The 15,696-nt window shown below is 69.7% G+C and carries 11 protein-coding genes; 5 read left to right on the top strand and 6 right to left on the bottom strand.

Annotation, left to right across the window (positions count from 1 at the left end; genetic code table 11):
- Positions 1–81: 81 nt before the first annotated feature.
- The 3 genes from AB7M35_RS09190 (at position 82) to AB7M35_RS09180 (ending at position 4,372) form a co-directional block, all read left to right on the top strand.
- Complete coding sequence (locus AB7M35_RS09190; protein WP_453959069.1) at positions 82–444, top strand: PH domain-containing protein; 363 nt, start codon at positions 82–84, stop codon at positions 442–444.
- A 320-nt stretch (positions 445–764) separates the two neighbouring features.
- Positions 765–2,102, top strand: a complete 1,338-nt coding sequence (locus tag AB7M35_RS09185) for a hypothetical protein (protein ID WP_453959067.1) — start codon at positions 765–767, stop codon at positions 2,100–2,102.
- A gap of 287 nt (positions 2,103–2,389) precedes the next feature.
- Positions 2,390–4,372, top strand: coding sequence for an autotransporter domain-containing protein (locus AB7M35_RS09180; protein WP_453959066.1), 1,983 nt, complete (start codon positions 2,390–2,392; stop codon positions 4,370–4,372).
- A gap of 117 nt (positions 4,373–4,489) precedes the next feature.
- On the opposite strand, the gene AB7M35_RS09175 is transcribed toward AB7M35_RS09180, so the two are convergent.
- The 5 genes from AB7M35_RS09175 to AB7M35_RS09155 all read right to left on the bottom strand — a co-directional run bounded on the left by AB7M35_RS09175 (position 4,490) and on the right by AB7M35_RS09155 (position 11,170).
- The gene (locus AB7M35_RS09175; protein WP_453959064.1) at positions 4,490–5,302 is read right to left on the bottom strand and encodes a transporter; all 813 of its coding nucleotides are present in this window, start codon (positions 5,300–5,302) and stop codon (positions 4,490–4,492) included.
- A 157-nt stretch (positions 5,303–5,459) separates the two neighbouring features.
- Positions 5,460–6,161, bottom strand: a complete 702-nt coding sequence (locus tag AB7M35_RS09170; protein ID WP_453959063.1) for a Crp/Fnr family transcriptional regulator — start codon at positions 6,159–6,161, stop codon at positions 5,460–5,462.
- A 299-nt stretch (positions 6,162–6,460) separates the two neighbouring features.
- Positions 6,461–7,450 (bottom strand): HAD family hydrolase, encoded by a 990-nt coding sequence (locus AB7M35_RS09165; protein WP_453959061.1) that lies wholly within the window; start codon positions 7,448–7,450, stop codon positions 6,461–6,463.
- 76 nt (positions 7,451–7,526) lie between these two features.
- Positions 7,527–9,092, bottom strand: coding sequence for an arylsulfatase (locus tag AB7M35_RS09160; protein WP_453959059.1), 1,566 nt, complete (start codon positions 9,090–9,092; stop codon positions 7,527–7,529).
- Positions 9,093–9,475: 383 nt separating this feature from the next.
- The gene (locus tag AB7M35_RS09155; protein WP_453959057.1) at positions 9,476–11,170 is read right to left on the bottom strand and encodes a tannase/feruloyl esterase family alpha/beta hydrolase; all 1,695 of its coding nucleotides are present in this window, start codon (positions 11,168–11,170) and stop codon (positions 9,476–9,478) included.
- A 201-nt stretch (positions 11,171–11,371) separates the two neighbouring features.
- Here AB7M35_RS09155 and AB7M35_RS09150 point away from each other — a divergent pair, with 201 nt between their 5' ends.
- A complete protein-coding gene (locus tag AB7M35_RS09150; protein WP_453959056.1) occupies positions 11,372–12,475 on the top strand; it encodes a glycosyl hydrolase family 8 in 1,104 nt (367 codons plus the stop codon).
- Positions 12,476–12,529: 54 nt separating this feature from the next.
- On the opposite strand, the gene AB7M35_RS09145 is transcribed toward AB7M35_RS09150, so the two are convergent.
- Entirely contained in the window at positions 12,530–13,534 is a 1,005-nt protein-coding gene (locus AB7M35_RS09145; RefSeq protein ID WP_453959054.1) for a SphA family protein, read from the bottom strand.
- 244 nt (positions 13,535–13,778) lie between these two features.
- Here AB7M35_RS09145 and AB7M35_RS09140 point away from each other — a divergent pair, with 244 nt between their 5' ends.
- Positions 13,779–15,323, top strand: a complete 1,545-nt coding sequence (locus AB7M35_RS09140; protein ID WP_453959052.1) for a sulfatase-like hydrolase/transferase — start codon at positions 13,779–13,781, stop codon at positions 15,321–15,323.
- Positions 15,324–15,696: the final 373 nt, after the last annotated feature.

Here is a 15,696-nt window from a genome sequence, read left to right as displayed (position 1 = left end):
CGCCGATGGTCGCGTGGGCGACGTCGCTCCGGCAGCGCGCACCCGCTTCGCGCCGTCTTTCCGCAGGTCAGGATTTCCCCGATGCCCATCCGCTACCAAGCCCATCCGTCGATGTTCAAGAGCCATCCGTTCCTGTTCATCCTGTGCGTGATCCTGATCCCGGCGGTCGTCGGGGTGATCGCGCTGATCGTCTGGTGGCTGTTCAACCGCGCCACCACGGTCACCGTCGGCGACGAGCGGATCGCGCTGGACCGCGGGCTGCTGTCGAAGGAGCACACCGAGATCGAGCTGTCGTCGATCCGCACCGTGAAGATCGACCAGTCGCTGCTCGACCGCATGCTCGACGTCGGCACGCTGCGCATCTACACCGCCGGCGACGCGCCGGAACTCGAGATGAAGGGCCTTCCGGAGCCGGCGAAGCTGCGCGAGGTCCTGCGGCCCTGAGCCGCCCTGCCGGCCGTGCAAGGCGGCCGGATCGCCCGCGGGCGGACGATGGGGCAGGTCGGCGATGGAACGCCGCCGCGCCAGCGCCGTTGCTGTCCGGGGCCCGAAGCATCGGGTGATTCTTCGGAAATCGGGGCGGTCGATCGGCCGCCGCCACACCTTCTCCCAGTTTTGGCGTAGATGTTCGGCGCGAGAGGCGTTGAACATCGCATCCAGAAGTGGATGCTGATCACACCCGTGCCGGCGGAGACCGCCGGCACCACGGCGAAAACGGTGTTCCGAACCAGGCCGGTCCGGTGCGCTCGACGGGAGAGACTTCTTTGACCACAGCGCGATTTCGTTGCAGCGCCTGCGGAGAGCCGCTGGTTCGCCCCGTTCTGAGCTGCCCCTATTGCGGCGCCTTCCGATCGGCCGTCGCGCTCGACGGGACGGAGCCGCCGCCGCCGCGCGCCGACGGCGATGCGCCCGAGACCCTGCCGCCGGAGGCCGCCTGGAGCGAGCCAGCCGAGGCGCCCCGTCGCGACGAACGCGACGTGGCCGAGGCGGACGAGATCCATCCGCATCCTGCAGACATGCATCCCGCCGAGGCGCCGCGCGACGTCGCGCCCGACCCGGCCTTCGTCCCGCCCGAGCCGCCGATGGCCGAGCCGGTCCGGCCGGCGCCGCCGCCGATCGACGACGAGCCGGCCGGCCCGACGCTGGAGACTGGGGCGGACGCGGATCGCGACGACGCGGACGATGAGCTTGAGGAGCCGTACGAGGAGACCGCCGGGCCGCGGCCCGCCGAGGACCGCTCCGTGCTCGGCGCGGTGCCGGGCGCCGGACGCGCGGCCGAGCCCGATCGCGGCCGCCGCGCCGGGCGGGTCGAGCCGACCGTGTCGGGCGGACGTCCGCGCCCGCCGCTCACCGCCGAACCCCGCCGCGCCGGACGTCTCGATCGCGGCGCCGCCGTGCCGCCGGCCGACGACGAGGCGACCGTCGAGCAGGACCGTGACGACGACGGCGTCGAGGGGCCGCGGGAGCCGGCGATGCCGCGCGCCCCGTCGCGCCGCCGGCGGGCCGAGCCGGAGCTGCGCCGTCCGGTCGGCGAGGCCGCGGCGGCGGGCAGCGCCTGGCTGGCGTCGGACGCCCGGGACACCGACGGCGAGGACGAACCCTCCATCGACGACGTGCTGGAGGAGGCCGAGCCGCAGCCGCGCCGCAGGGGCCGGCGCCGCGCCCGGGACGACTACGGCTCCGCACAGGACGATCATCGCGAGAAGCGGCGCGGCAACGGCGGCTGGATCGCCCTGCTGCTGTTCCTGCTGGTGATCGCCGGCGGCATCGCCTACGCGGTCTACTGGATCGACAAGGCCGGCCTCACCGATCTGCTCCGCAGCCCCAACCACGAGGTCTCCAGCCTCGGCGAGGCGAGCGAGGTGTCGGTGCCGGGGGAATGGACGACCGTTCCGACGCCCGGCGCGGGCGGGGCGAGCGAGGTGCTGGTCAGCGCCGACGGACCGTTCCGCATGCGCGTCGACGGCACCGTCTACACCCTCGACGGCTCGACCGCCGTGCGGGTGCCGGTGAAGGACTCCACGCTCCTGGAGCTGAAGGCGCTGGGCAACCCCGTCACCGCCAGCGTCACGCGCCTCGGCAACGCCGCCGGCGCGCAGTAGGGGCGGTCAATCCCGGGCGCGCCAGCGCGCGCCCGGCCGGTGGATTGCGCGCGGCGATTGCCCCATCGGTTGCAATCTGAGGTCATTCCTTTGCTAGGCTCGTCACCTGCTCGGTAATCGACCGGAGGTGGCGGGTGGGACAGCGATTGCCGGGGCGTGCCGAAGGGGAGCGGGCCGGTTGCGGCGCGGCCGGCATGCCCGGCCGGCCGGGGAACGCGCCGACGACGTCTTCCTCCCGTTCATCGCGGGGCCGCCATGGCCTCGGAGCCGCTCTCGCCGGCCTCCTCGTGGTCGCCGCCACCGGCGTGGCCGAGGCCCAGAACTGCAAGTCCGACGGCGGGCTGCGCTATCTGGGGAACGCCGCTGACGCGTCCGAATCGGTCTGGCTGTCGGGCACGGTGGCGGGGTCCTTCGAGCTCGAGGCGGCCCAGCAGAGCCAGGTCGTCGACCAGTGGTCGCTGACCAGGAGCGGGCTGCACGTGTCGCGCTCGCCGGTGGTGTCGTCCGGCAACGGCGGGACCCACAAGCTCTACGCCACCGGCAACGGCAAGCCGTGCCTCATCGATACCCAGAACCAGAAGGGCGGGATCACCCTGCCGCCCAACATCACGCTGCCCGGCATCGTGCTGCCGCCGATCGGCAACCTGTTCCCGGACTTCCAGCTTCCCTCGCTGCCGGGCGGCGCGACGCCGCCGATCGGCAACGTGCCCATCGGCGGGCTGATGCCGACCCGGCCCGGCGCGCTGCGGCCGCCATCGGGGGTGACCCCGCCGGTCGGGACGGTGCCGCCGACGGGGGTGATGCCGACGCGGCCCGGGGCGCTGCGGCCGCCGTTGGGAGTGACGCCGCCGATCGGAACGGTGCCGCCCTCGGGCGTCATGCCGACCCGGCCGCCGGGGACGGCCGTGACACCGATCGCGACACTGCCGCCGACGGGCGTCATGCCGACACGGCCCGGTGCGCTGCGGCCGCCATCGGGGGTGACGCCGCCGATCGGAACGCGGCCGCCTGCCGGGGTGATGCCGACCCGGCCGCCGGGGACGGCCGTGACACCGATCGCGACACTGCCGCCAACGGGGGTGATGCCGACGCGGCCCGGCGCGCTGCGGCCACCTTCGGGAGTGACACCGCCGATCGGGACCGTTCCTCCGACGGGCGTCACGCCGACCCGGCCGCCGGTCGGCGGCCTCACGCCCACCGTTCCGCCCACCGGCGGGCGCCCGACGACGCCGACGCAGCCGCCGACGGGCCTGACGCCGACGGTACCGACCGCTCCCGATCGGCCCGGCGGCGTCGCGCCCGGCGCGGTGGCGCGGGGCGAGGAGGGGGCGGCGCTGCCGGAGGATCCCTGTTTCGACGTGCCGCGCGACGACGAGGATGCGGCGGAGACCGAGGCGCGGCGGCGCGACTGCCTGCCCGCGCTGCTGGAAGGGCCGCCGCTGACGACGGGCCGCGATCTCGCCCCGCCGAGCCTCTGGAACGCCTGGAGCGACGCCAAGCTGGTCGGCGTCTCCGACCGCCGGTTCGGGCTCGACATGGATTCGCTGTTCGGCAGCGCCGCCATCGGCATCGACCGGAAGGTGCGCGAAAACCTGATCGTCGGCGTGTCGCTCTCCTTCGACCAGGGCCGCACCACCGGCTACGACGGGACGCTGGAGGTGAACACGCGGGGGGTGTCCATCGGCCCCTACGCGGCGCTGCGGCTCTCGGAGCACTGGGCCACCGATGCCTCGCTGAGCTTCGGTCAGGTGGAAAGCGACCTGCGCCTCAGCGTGCTCGACGGCAGCTACACGACCCGGCAGGTGACGGGCACGGTCAACCTCTACGGCCAGTACCTGCTGCGCGGGTTCTTCCTGCGTCCGAAGGTCGGCATCACCTACGCCTACATGAACAGCGATGCCTACGATCTCGCCGGCACCGTGCGTGGTCGCGCGGTGCGGGTCGGCATGCCGAGCGACGCGTACAATTACGGCGTGGCGACCGTCTCCGCCGAGGTCAGCCGCCTGTACGTCCTCGACCGGGGCACCTACCTGATGCCGTTCGCGGAGCTGGGCGTCGACTACGAGTACGAGCGGCCGGGCGACGGCGAAATCCTGACGGGCGACCTGCAGCTCGCGACCTCGTCGCCGTGGGCGGGGTCGCTGGAAGCCGGCGCCCGGATGCTTTTCTCCAACGCGCTGCAGGTGGAGACGAGTGCGGCCTACCGGAGCTTCGGGCAGGCGAACCTGGACATCTGGGAGGGCCACCTGAACGTGTCGATCGCGTTCTGAGCCGCCAGGCGGGGACGGGGCGGTCGACCGCCTGCGCCGGGCGATGCGCCGACCGCGGGCGATGGCCCCGTAGCCGTTGTCTTTCGCCGGCCCGGCACGCAGACCGCCGGCACCGCTCTAGTTCTTCTTCGGGAACAGGAAGGTGATGCCGACCTTGCCGCCGAAGCCCTCGGCGGCGGCGGGCCCGCTCGCCGCCCAGTAGCGAAGCCCCGCCTGCAGGCTGATCGGCTGGCCCTGGATCGTCACCAGCTTGCTGACGGCGGCGTTGATGGGGACCGACCAGTCCTCGGTCTCCCAGTCGTAGGTCGTCTCGGTGTTCAGCGAGAAGGTCCAGGCGTCGGCGGTCGTGTAGGAGAGGAAGGGCTGCAGGAAGGTGGCATTGATCGGGTTGCGGTCGTCGTGGCCGGCAAACGACCAGATGTGGTTGGCGAGCAGCCCGTAGGTCCAGGGGCCCGTCTGCTTCAGGGCGACGCCGGTCGGACCGGCCCCCCAGCGTTCCGAGCCCAGCAGCGGGTCTGTCGCGGTCGGCAACAGGAACACGGGGCCGACGCCCCAGGTGAGGCCGCCCGGACCCGTCGCCCTGGGCGACAGGAACAGGCTCTGGACCGTGTCGCTGAGCCCGAACTGGCGACCGGAATTGCCGGCAATGTCGTCCTGCCAAACGATCGGCGTGATCGTCCGGGAGATGACGTTCCAGTCGTCGCTCAGCGCAATCGGGATCACCGGCTGGATGGTGACGCCGGTGCGGTACCCGTCCTCCGGCCCGAAGCCGCGGTCGTAGTTGTAGATGAACGGCACGCTGATCAGCGACGCGATGGGATTGGAGAGCTGCTTGGCGAGGTCGGCGTCCTGGGCCCGCGCCTGATGGGGGTGGGCGAGGGCGGCGAGCACGGCCGAGGAAAGAAGTGCCATGATCGTGAAGCGTGGCATGACCCGAAGCTCCCGACACCGGTCCGGCGAGGACGAGAACGATCCGGGGACTATAGACAATCTTGAGGCCTGAAATGCACTGAGAATTGCAATTTGAGGTTTTGAGTCCCTGGTTGCTTCAGCGGACTGCTTGGCGCCGAAGCCGAAGCCCGCGCGGTCAGCCGGGCGCGGTGGCGGCCTTCTTCAGGGCAGCAAGGTCACGGATCACCAGGTGGCCGTAGCCGACGTCGACCAGACCGCGCGCCGACAGCTCGGAGAGGATCCGGCCGACCGCGTTGCGCGACATCGCCGACAGCTCCGAAAGCTCAGTCTGGGTGACGTCGATGCGCAGACCGCGCGTCTCGCCGGCGCGTTCGAACGCGTTGCCGGCAAGCCGGCACAGGATGGCGGCGACGCGCACGGCGGGGCTGGCGATCAGCATGTCGTCGTAGGCCCTGAGCGCCATATCGAGGTTCATGATCGCGTTCACGGCCACGTGGCGCCAGAAATCGGGGACGGAGGCCGCGAGTTCGTCGATCGCTGACAGGGGAAGCACCATCAGGGACGTTGGCCGCCGGACCACCACCCCGACACGGCGGGGCTCGCGGGTGATCGCCATCCCCTCGCCGAACCAGAAGCCCGGACGGCCGAGGTGGGCGAGGTAGGGGCCGTGCTCGCGCGGCGCGATCATCACGGCCAGCGATCCGGACACCAGCCCGAACATGCCGCCCGTCTCGTCGCCCAGGTGATAGACGGCCTCGCCCGGTCCGTAGGACCGCAGCGCACAGCGGTCGAGGATGGCGGTCCGGACGGGCTCCGGAAGCCGCGACAGCCATCCGCGGGTCGACAGGACGTTTCGTGCGGCAGCCGTCTCCGGCATCGATCTTCCTCGTTGGCACGCGGCACGTGATGGCCCGCAGCGTGGAGGTGCTGTGCGAGCTTCGGTCAGAGGATGACCTCCGTCGATCCCCTTTTTACGGTTCGGAAGCCGATACGGATTTTCGTGAGGCTGCGCTCCGCAGGCTGCCGGGCGGCAGGGCGGTGGTACGGGCAACGGGAGGGGGAAGGAACGGGCGCGGCACCTGAACTCGTGCATCGGCCGGCCGCCTCGTCAGGGAGTCGTGCGGACGCGGTTGCGGCGGCGGCCGCAACCCGGTCGGGCGCGGACCGCGCCACGCCCTACTGGAGCTCCCACGGGAAGACGGTGCGCCAGTCGGTCTTCATGTCGACCACGGTCCAGCCGCGGTCGCCGGCCTGGTCGAGCGCCTGGTCCAGGCCGCCGATCTTGGAACCCCGGTCGTAGGCCCATTCGCGGTCCGCATCGGTGTGATGGACCAGGATGGCGAGGCCCTGGCGGGGGCCGCCCGTTGCGAACTGGAGCATCTGCAGGTCGCCATCGGAGTTGCCGCCGGCGATGACCGGGCGCCGGCCGATGTGGTGGTCGATGGCGACGGGCTTGCCGGCCTTGTCGTCGTAGAAGAACAGTTCCGGCAGCTTGCGGGTGTCGGCGCGATTATCGGAGAGCGCGAACTCGGCCTTGATGCTGGAGCCGACGACCTGCTCGGGCGGAATGCCGTAGGTGGTCTCGGCGAAGGCGCGGATGAAGTCGATCCCTCCGCCCGAGACGATGTAGGTCCGGTAGCCGTTCTCCCGCAGATAGGAGAGCAGCTCCAGCATCGGCTGGTAGACCATCGTGTCGTAGGGCTGGCCGGTCTTCGGATGTCTGGCTGAAGCGAACCAGGCCGTGACCTCGTCCTTGAACGCGTCGGTGGTCATGCCGGCGTGGGTGAGGGCGATGATCTGCAGAAGGCCCTCGTGCCCGCCGGCGAGGACGCCTTCCATGTCGCCCTCCGCGGCCGCCTTGATGGCCGGGCTGCGCTCCTTGATCGACGGGTCGGCGGCGGCCATCTCGCGCGTCCTGTCGAGGGCGAAGGCGAGCTGGAAGTAGAACGGCTGCTCGGCCCACAGGGTGCCGTCGTTGTCGAAGACGGCGATGCGTTCCGACGGATCGATGTAGCGCTCGCTTCCCGGGGTCGTCGTCGCCGCGACGAAGTCGACGATCGCCGATTTCGCCGCGCCGGAGTTCCAGGACGGCAGCGGATCGGCCAGACCCGGCACCATGCCGGCCAGCACGAAGAGAGCGACGATTGCCAGTCGAACGGCGCGCATGGTCCAGCTCCGCTGCATGATCCCCGGAGCCGCCGGAACCGGTGCGGTCCCGGCGGCTCCTGTCTGTCGGCCTGCCTCAGTTGCCCATGCCGGACTTGATCTGCTCCTCGATGGTGCTGAGGTTGAAGGAGCCCGGCGTCTGGCTTGGCGGATACTCCTGCATGGTCTTCAGGAACTGGCCGGCCAGGGCCTGGATCGGCACGATGATGAAGGCCCGCTCGAGCAGCCAGTCGTAGTAGACGTTGGCGTTGTGCTGGGCGCGTTCGAACGGGTCGCGGCGCAGGTTGAAGATCTGCGGCACGCGCAGCTCGACGAAGGGCTCCTGCCAGACGCCGAACGCCTCGCCGCGGTTCTCCAGGAACACGACCTTCCAGTCGTCGTAGCGGGCGGCGACGATCTGGCCGTCGTCGTTGACGTACCAGAACTCGTGCCTCGGCGAGGTGTCGGTCTCGCCCTCCAGGTAGGCGGTGAGGTCGTAGCCGTCGATGTAGTTGCGGTAGTGCCGGCCGTTGAGGTCGACGCCCTCGCGGAGCTCTTCCTTGATGTTCGGCTCGCCGGCGATGGTGGCGAAGGTCGGCAGCCAGTCCTCGTGGGCGACGATGCCGTTGAGGGTGACCCCTTCGGGGAAACGCCCCGGCCAGCGTACGAAGGCGGGCACGCGGTAGGCGCCCTCCCAGTTGGAGTTTTTCTCGCTGCGGAAGGGTGTGGTGCCGGCATCGGGCCAGGTGTTGTAGTGGGGGCCGTTGTCGGTGGAGTACATCACCAGCGTGTTGTCGGCGATGTCGAGTTCGTCGATCAGCGCCAGCAGCTCGCCGACGTTCATGTCATGCTCGACCATCCCGTCGTGATACTCGTTGCCGCTCGGCCCCGAGATGCCGGTGTGCTCCTCGCGCACATGGGTGCGGAAATGCATCCGCGTGCCGTTCCACCAGACGAACCAGGGCGTTCCCGCCTCCGTCGCCTTGATGATGAAGTCCTTCGCGGCCTGCACCGTCTCGTCGTCGATGGTCTCCATCCGCTTCCTGGTGAGCGGGCCGGTGTCCTCGATGCGCTGGGTGCCGTCGCCGTTGGCCCAGGAATGAATGACGCCGCGCGGTCCGAACTGCTCGCGGAAGGTCTTGCCGTTGGCGAGCATCATGTCGCCCGGATAGTCGCGGTTCTCCGGCTCTTCCTCGGCGTTAAGGTGGTAGAGGTTGCCGAGGAACTCGTCGAAGCCGTGCATGGTGGGCAGGTGTTCGTCGCGGTCGCCCTGGTGGTTCTTGCCGAACTGGCCGGTGGCGTAGCCCTGCGCCTTCAGCACGGTCGCCATGGTGACGTCGGTCTTCTGCCAGCCCTGTTCGGCGCCGGGCAGGCCGACCTTGGTCATGCCGGTGCGCACCGGCACGTTGCCGCCGATGAACGCCGCGCGGCCGGCGGTGCAGCTCTGCTGGGCGTAGTAGTCGGTGAAGGCGATACCCTCATCGGCAATACGGTCGATGTTGGGCGTCTGGTATCCCATCATGCCGCGGTTGTTGTGGCTGATGTTCCAGGTGCCGATGTCATCCCCCCAGATGACCAGGATATTCGGCTTCTGCGGCTCCTGGGCCGTCGCGGCTCCGGTGACCGCCACCGCGAACGCGGTCGCAAGCAGCAAGCGTTTCATGGAACGTCTCCCCTGTATCGTCCGACGTCGTCGCGTGTGTCGGCGCGTCTGCTTTTCTTGTTTCTTTGTCTGGTCGTCCGGTGGCTCGTCTGTCGTGTCGGGTGCGGCGCACATGGGCCTCCGGCGCGGACGCAACCGGTGGTCTGGCGCGCCGGACAAGGCCCCGGAGGGCGCGTGAAGGCCACCGTGACCGGCCCATGGCGCGGGACCATGGGACCGGTGGCGGCGTTCCGTCGGCATGTCTTGGGGGAAGATTAGGGGGCGGTCGGGCACGGGATTGCACCAAAGGTTGCGATCTCCCGAAAAGTTTATTGCCACCTGCCGCAGCCCGCCCGGGGGGCGCCGCGGGCGCGGGCGGCCCGAAGGCCGCCCGGCAGCGTGGACTATTCGCAGCGGAAGCTGGAGGCGTCTTCCAGGTCGCCGCTGCCGTCGTAGCGGGCGACCGTCGGCCAGGCGCAGAGCGGGCGGCTGCGCGTCCGGCTCCAGCCTTCGGGGATCTCCAGATTGTCGGCGCGGACGGTGGCGACCGGGGAGGCGGGCGCTTCGTCGTTCTCCACCCAGTCGACCAGGTCGCGGAACAGCGAGATGTCGTCGGTGGACGGGCCGCCCGAGCAATGGGTCATGCCCGGGATCGGGTAGAGCCGGGCGACGGAGGCCGCGTCGCCGCCGGTGTTGGCGTCCAGCTTTTCGTACCAGGCGATGGTGTCGTTGATGGAGAATGTCGGGTCGCTGACGCCGTGGAAGAGGATCATCTTGCCGCCGCTCGCGCGGAAGTCGGCAAGGTCCGGGTCATCGGCATGGGGCGGCGTCATGAACGCCATCGGGGAAACGGGGAAGGCATCCGTGGTGGCGAAGATCTTCTCCGCGTCCGTGTCCAGGTCGAACCCGGACTGGAAGGCGCGAAGCGCTTCCGGCGTGCCGTCGACCTCGGTGGGGGGCGTCGTGAAGATCATCGCCAGCGATGCTCCGCCGAGCGTCGTGGTCAGCGGGTAGTTGTCCCAGGGCTTCACCTTGCTCTCCAGGCGCCACAGCCGCCAGTTCTCGCCGCCGAGGCCGGTGTCCCAGGGGAAGGCGGCGTAGAGCGACCGGCCGTCGGAGGTCGTCGGGCCGGCCAGGAAGCCCTGCAGGGCGGTCGTCTGCGCCTTCGTCAGGCACCCGGAACCGCCCTCGGCGCCGCAGGCAAGCGTCGCCGGGTCGAAGGTCGCCTGGCACTGCCGAAGGTCCCCGATGATGCCGTCTTCCGCCCCGTCCAGCGCGTCGCACGCCGCGCGCACCTTCTCGCCGACCAGCCGCATGTCGTCCCGGGAGAAGGCGGAGCGAAGCTCGAGCCCGTTGCGCTCGGCGGCCTGGATGTCGTTCGGGCCCTTCAGGGCCGCCTTCGGCAGGTTGAAGCCGGGGGCACCCGCCAGGATGCCATCGTAGAGATCCGGGGTCCGTTCGGCCGCCACCATGCCGTGCCGCCCGCCGTTGGAGCACCCGACCATGTAGGAATAGGCCGGCGGCTCGCCGTAGCGGGCGTTGAGCACGTTGACCGCCAGAGCGTAGAGCTTCGGGGTGGACTGGTAGCCGTAGTCGAGCCGCGCCTGGGCATCGAGCCCGAACGCGCTGCCGCCGGCCAGCCCGCGTTCCGGGAAGCCCTTGGCGTCATGGCCCGCGTCGGAGCTGAGCACGGCATAGTGGTGCGAGAGGGCGTTGTCGGCGGTCCCGCCGCCGAGGAGTTTGCCGACGGCCGGCACGACCACGCCGTCCGCGCCGCCGTTCGCCTGGTGGAAGAAGCGACCGTTCCACGTGTCCGGCAGACGCATCTCGAAGCCGATCGCGAAGCTCTTGCCGTCGGCACCGGTGCGCTGGTCGAGCGCGCCGCGCAGGATGCAGTGCGGCACCGCGGCCTCCTCCATGCCCTCCACGTGCTCGACCGAGGTGATCGCCAGGTTGTCCGTGCCGATCGCCTCGGCCGTGAGCGTGTCGCACGGGGCGGGCGAGGCGTCCTGGGCGCCCGCCGCGGCGGGCGCAAGGGCTGCCAGCGCGCATCCGAGGAGCACGGTTCGGCGGGTGGCGTCCTTCGGTCGATGGAACATGGTGATCCTCCCTGGTCAGGCTCAGGCGGCCTGTTGTGTTTTGCCGGAAGTATACCTCAGGGCCCCTGACATTCCAGTCCTCCGGCGGCGCGTGCGAGCGGCTCAGTGAGGCGGTTTTGAAGCAGCGCGCCCGGAGCGATGGTACACTCGGGGATCCGTCGCCCGTTCTGGGGCAGGGGAGGCCGGGGGAGGCGCTTCGCCATGAGGACGCACCGACTTGCAGGGGCATTGCTGGCGGCGGTTGCCGCGTTCGCCGGCGCGGGAGCCGCGGTCCGCGCCCAGGACCTCTATCAGGGCCCCGTGGCGACCCAGATGAGCCCGGAATTCTACGAGTGGTACCGCTACCAGGCGACGCCGTTCTTCAACCGCTACATGAAGCCGGACGGGCGGATCTTCGATCCGGAGAACGGCGGCATCAGCCACTCGGAAAGCCAGGCCTACGGCATGGCGATCGCGTTTGCCGCCGATGCGCCCGAGACCTTCGACCTTGTCTGGAGCTGGACGCGCGACACGCTGCGCAATCCCGACGGCCTGCACGCGTGGAAGTACGACCCCTATCGCGGCATCGTCGACCGCAACAACGCCACCGACGCCGACCTGATCATCGCGGCGATCCTGAGCCTCGCGGCGAAGCGCTGGAACCGCGGCGACTATCTCGCCTATGCCGCCGAGACGGCGCGGGCGCTCGGCAACGCCGTCCTGGTCGAGTACCGGGGACAGGTGGTGATGCTGCCCGGCAGGGAAGGCTTCCTGCCGCCGTCGCAGCCGGACGGGCCGGTGGTCAACCTGTCCTACTACCACTTCGACATGATGCAGATCGTCGCCGACCTCGCCCCCGGCCAGCCGTGGCATCGCGCCATGCAGGCGGGCTGGTCCTTCTATGAAAGCGTGCTGCGCAACTGGAATCCGAGCGACTGGACCTCCGTTGCGGATCCGAGCCATCCGGTCCCGGCGCGGAACTTCCCCAAGCGCTCCTCCTACGATGCGATCCGCGCGCCCATCAACATGCTGTCGGTGCCATGGGGATCCCGACCGGAGCTCCTCGCCATCGTCGACGACCGCTACGAGCAGCATGGCGGCCTGCCGGGCATCTACGACCCCGCGATCGGCCGGCGGGTGGGCGACATGGACGGAAGCGGCTACCGGATCATCGCCGCGGCGATCGACTGCGTCGCCGACGGCAACCCGATCCCGCTGGAGCTCCTGAACTTCCGCCCGGAGACCTATTTCGGCTCGGCGCTGCACCTGATGGTGATCCACCAGCTCTACACCAAGCACCCCTCGTGCATCCGGCTTAGCGGCTGAGCACGCCGGCGGCCGGCCGGGCGCGGCCCGGCCTCTGGCTGACGGGCGCGGACGCTATTTGCCGACGCCCAGCGGGAACGACACCGTCAGGAAGCCGGACGTGCCCTGAAGCCGGTTCTCGACCGCGAACTCCTGGTAGACCTTCGCCTTGAACGACACCGGCGTGCTGGCGATCTTGGCGTCGTAGGCCATCGTCCCGCCGATGGCCGCCACCTGGCCCTTGAAGTCGCCGAGGGTGGCGCCGGGTCCGCTGTCGGCGGTGATCTGGCGGTAGTAGTAGCCCGCCACGCCCAGCGAGAAGGCCGGCGTCAGATACTTCGTGGCCGCCCACTCGGCGTGAAACTCGGTGCCGGTGCGATAGTCGGTGGCCGGGTTCTCGCCGTTGAAGGTGACCCCGAGCGCGGCGGAAAGATCGATGCCGCGGGTCATGTCCAGCCACGTCGCGGCGCCGTAGAGATCCATGCCCCAGCGATGGAAGGCGAGGTTGGCGATCTGGCCTTCCTGGTAGTCGCCGATCGGGACGTTCACCAGCGTCCCGGCCGTCCAGTGAAAGTTACCCGCGTGCCAGCCGATCGAGGCCCCGACGACCGGATCGCCGACGGTGAAGACGTCGTCGTCGATCGACGCGCCGAGACCGAGGCCCGGGACCGCCGCCCGGGCCGAGACATTCTGGGTTCCCACCGGGATGGTCGCCTGGAGCGCCAGGTTGCCGCCCATGAGCGGGACCTTGGTGGACCACAGCCCGGTGAGAAGGTCGATGGCGGCGGTCGCTTCGACGTCGGCGACGATCCGCCCGCCGATGGGCAGGTCGCGGCTGGCGCTCGCCGAGCCGCTGTAGAGGTAGAGGTCGTTCTGGATGTAGACGCCGGGCGGCGGCACCACCCCGGCCAGCGCGGCGCGCGTGCCGAGAAGATAGAAGCCGGTGCCGCTCTCGGCGGCTTGCGCCCGCCCGGCCTGCCCGGCGATGGCCGTGATCGCCGCTATTGCCAGCACCGCCGTGACGTATCGCGCGCCCGCGCGACGACCGGCGAAGATTTCGCGTCCCGTGGCCTTGCCCATGGCTGTCCTCCCGCTCGGGCCGCCGTGACCCGTGCAGCTTCCGGACCCCCGCCGCCTCCACCCGCGTAGTTTCCGGGGCGGAGGATATCAGCCAAGCCGTAATTCCCGGTAGTGGGGCTTGTCCAAGTTCAATCTTTCGTGTTCGGCGCCGTTCGGCGGACGCGGGGCTTCTGTCCGGCGGGGCGCAACCTGTGATAGGCTGCGGGCAAAGAAAGATACGTGGCATCTTGAGGGAGGGTGCGCCATGTCCACGGCATTCTGGAAGACGGCCGCCCTGGCGGTCACGATGATCCCCATCGCTCCGCTGGCCGCGCAGGAAGACCGCCGGCCGAACATCCTGGTGATCTGGGGCGACGACGTGGGGATGTGGAACATCTCCGCCTACCATCGCGGCATGATGTGCTGCGAGACGCCGAACATCGACCGCATCGCCGAGGATGGCATGCTGTTCATGGATCACTACGCCCAGGCCTCGTGCACGGCGGGGCGCGCGGCCTTCATCACCGGCCAGTACCCGGTGCGTCTCGGTCTGAGCACCGTCGGCCTGCCGGGCTCGCCCATTGGTCTCCAGCAGGAGGATCCGACGCTTGCCGAGATGCTGAAGCCGCTCGGCTACGCGACGGGCCAGTTCGGCAAGAACCATCTCGGTGACCGCGACGAGCACCTGCCGACGGCGCACGGCTTCGACGAGTTCTTCGGCATCCTCTACCACCTCAACGCCGGCGAATACGTCGAGCAGGACGACTATCCGACCGAGGCCGTGGAGGCGGCCGGCCTCGGCCAGCGCGGCATCATCCACTCCTACGCGGCCAAAGACGGTGGCGCGCAGCGCATCGAGGACCTGGGCAACTTCGGCACCGAGCGGCAGAAGACGCTGGACCAGGAGGTTCTCGACGAAAGCAAGCGCTTCATCCGCGAGGCCGTCGCCGACAACAAGCCGTTCTTCGTGTGGCACAACACCACCCGCATGCACTACCGGACCAACCTCGACGACCACTACGCCGGCATCACCGGGACCGGGAACGTCTACGCCGACGGCATGACGGAGCTGGACGACGACGTCGGCGAGCTTCTCGACCTGCTCGAGGAGCTGGGCGTGGCCGACGACACGATGGTGATGTTCTCCACCGACAACGGCGCCGCCTCGAACTCCTGGCCGGACGGCGGCAACCAGCCGTTCCGGGGCCAGAAGGGCGTCGGCGGGTACGAGGGCGGCTTCAAGGTACCGATGGCGGTGAAGTGGCCGGGCGTCATCCCTCCAGGCACGACGACCGGCGAGCTGATGAGCATGGAGGACTGGGTTCCCACCATCATGTCCGAACTCGGCCAGCCGGACCTGAAGGAGCGCCTGCGGGACGGGACCGAGATCGGCGACCGGTCCTACAGGGTCCACCTCGACGGCTACGACCAGGAACCGATCCTGACCCGGTCCGGACCGAGCAACCGCAAGGAGTTCTTCTTCTTCACCGAGACGACCTTCCACGGCCTGCGCTACGGCGAGTGGAAGTTCCTGTTCACCGAGCAGGACAAGTGGTTCAACGGCGTCCAGAACAAGATGACGTCGCCGCTGATCACCCGGCTCGACCTCGATCCCTTCGAGCGCTTCCACGAGGCCCGCGGCTTCGACGAATGGCAGGAGAACCGGTCTTGGGCGCTGACGCCGGCGATGGCGGTCGTCCAGCGCTTCGTGCAGTCCTTCGAGGCATTTCCGCCCCGCCAAGCGAGCATGAACCTCGACACCAGCACGATCATGACCGACATCACGGAAGGCGCCACGCCGAACCAGTGAGGCTGCGGGACACTTGCGGTCGGGCGGAAGCGTCCGGCAGACAAGGCGTCGCTTGGGGCCGGATATCGTGAGCCATTCCTGCTCATTCTGAGCCTTTTCCGCCCGCATCGTTCGATCCGAGCGGAACGGGCGTCGGTCGAATCAGGACGCGAAACGCGTTCATCAAACGCTGGGCCAGCACTCCCCTCAGCGAGCGCAGACGGCCTGGGTGCACTTGCTCGACCTTCCCTACGCCGGCGCGACCAAACGGCGGGCTGGGCTTCGCCTCATATTCGCGCGCGGTTGTATCGGGGCGAGTGCAAGGCAACGACCGCCGACCCGGAGGTCGCTTTTGCGGCGCGCGCCTGCATGATCTCGATGCTATGCAACGGGT

The organism is Amorphus suaedae, assembly GCF_053629675.1.
This window is presented reverse-complemented; position numbering and strand designations above follow the sequence as displayed.

Excerpts from the sequence above, each read along its gene's own strand:
- AB7M35_RS09190 (WP_453959069.1), top strand. The coding sequence starts at position 82 with ATGCCCATCCGCTACCAAGCCCATCCGTCGATGTTCAAGAGCCATCCG.
- AB7M35_RS09175 (WP_453959064.1), bottom strand. The coding sequence starts at position 5,302 with ATGCCACGCTTCACGATCATGGCACTTCTTTCCTCGGCCGTGCTCGCC.
- AB7M35_RS09170 (WP_453959063.1), bottom strand. The coding sequence starts at position 6,161 with ATGCCGGAGACGGCTGCCGCACGAAACGTCCTGTCGACCCGCGGATGG.
- AB7M35_RS09165 (WP_453959061.1), bottom strand. The coding sequence starts at position 7,450 with ATGCGCGCCGTTCGACTGGCAATCGTCGCTCTCTTCGTGCTGGCCGGC.
- AB7M35_RS09160 (WP_453959059.1), bottom strand. The coding sequence starts at position 9,092 with ATGAAACGCTTGCTGCTTGCGACCGCGTTCGCGGTGGCGGTCACCGGA.
- AB7M35_RS09155 (WP_453959057.1), bottom strand. The coding sequence starts at position 11,170 with ATGTTCCATCGACCGAAGGACGCCACCCGCCGAACCGTGCTCCTCGGA.
- AB7M35_RS09150 (WP_453959056.1), top strand. The coding sequence starts at position 11,372 with ATGAGGACGCACCGACTTGCAGGGGCATTGCTGGCGGCGGTTGCCGCG.
- AB7M35_RS09145 (WP_453959054.1), bottom strand. The coding sequence starts at position 13,534 with ATGGGCAAGGCCACGGGACGCGAAATCTTCGCCGGTCGTCGCGCGGGC.
- AB7M35_RS09140 (WP_453959052.1), top strand. The coding sequence starts at position 13,779 with ATGTCCACGGCATTCTGGAAGACGGCCGCCCTGGCGGTCACGATGATC.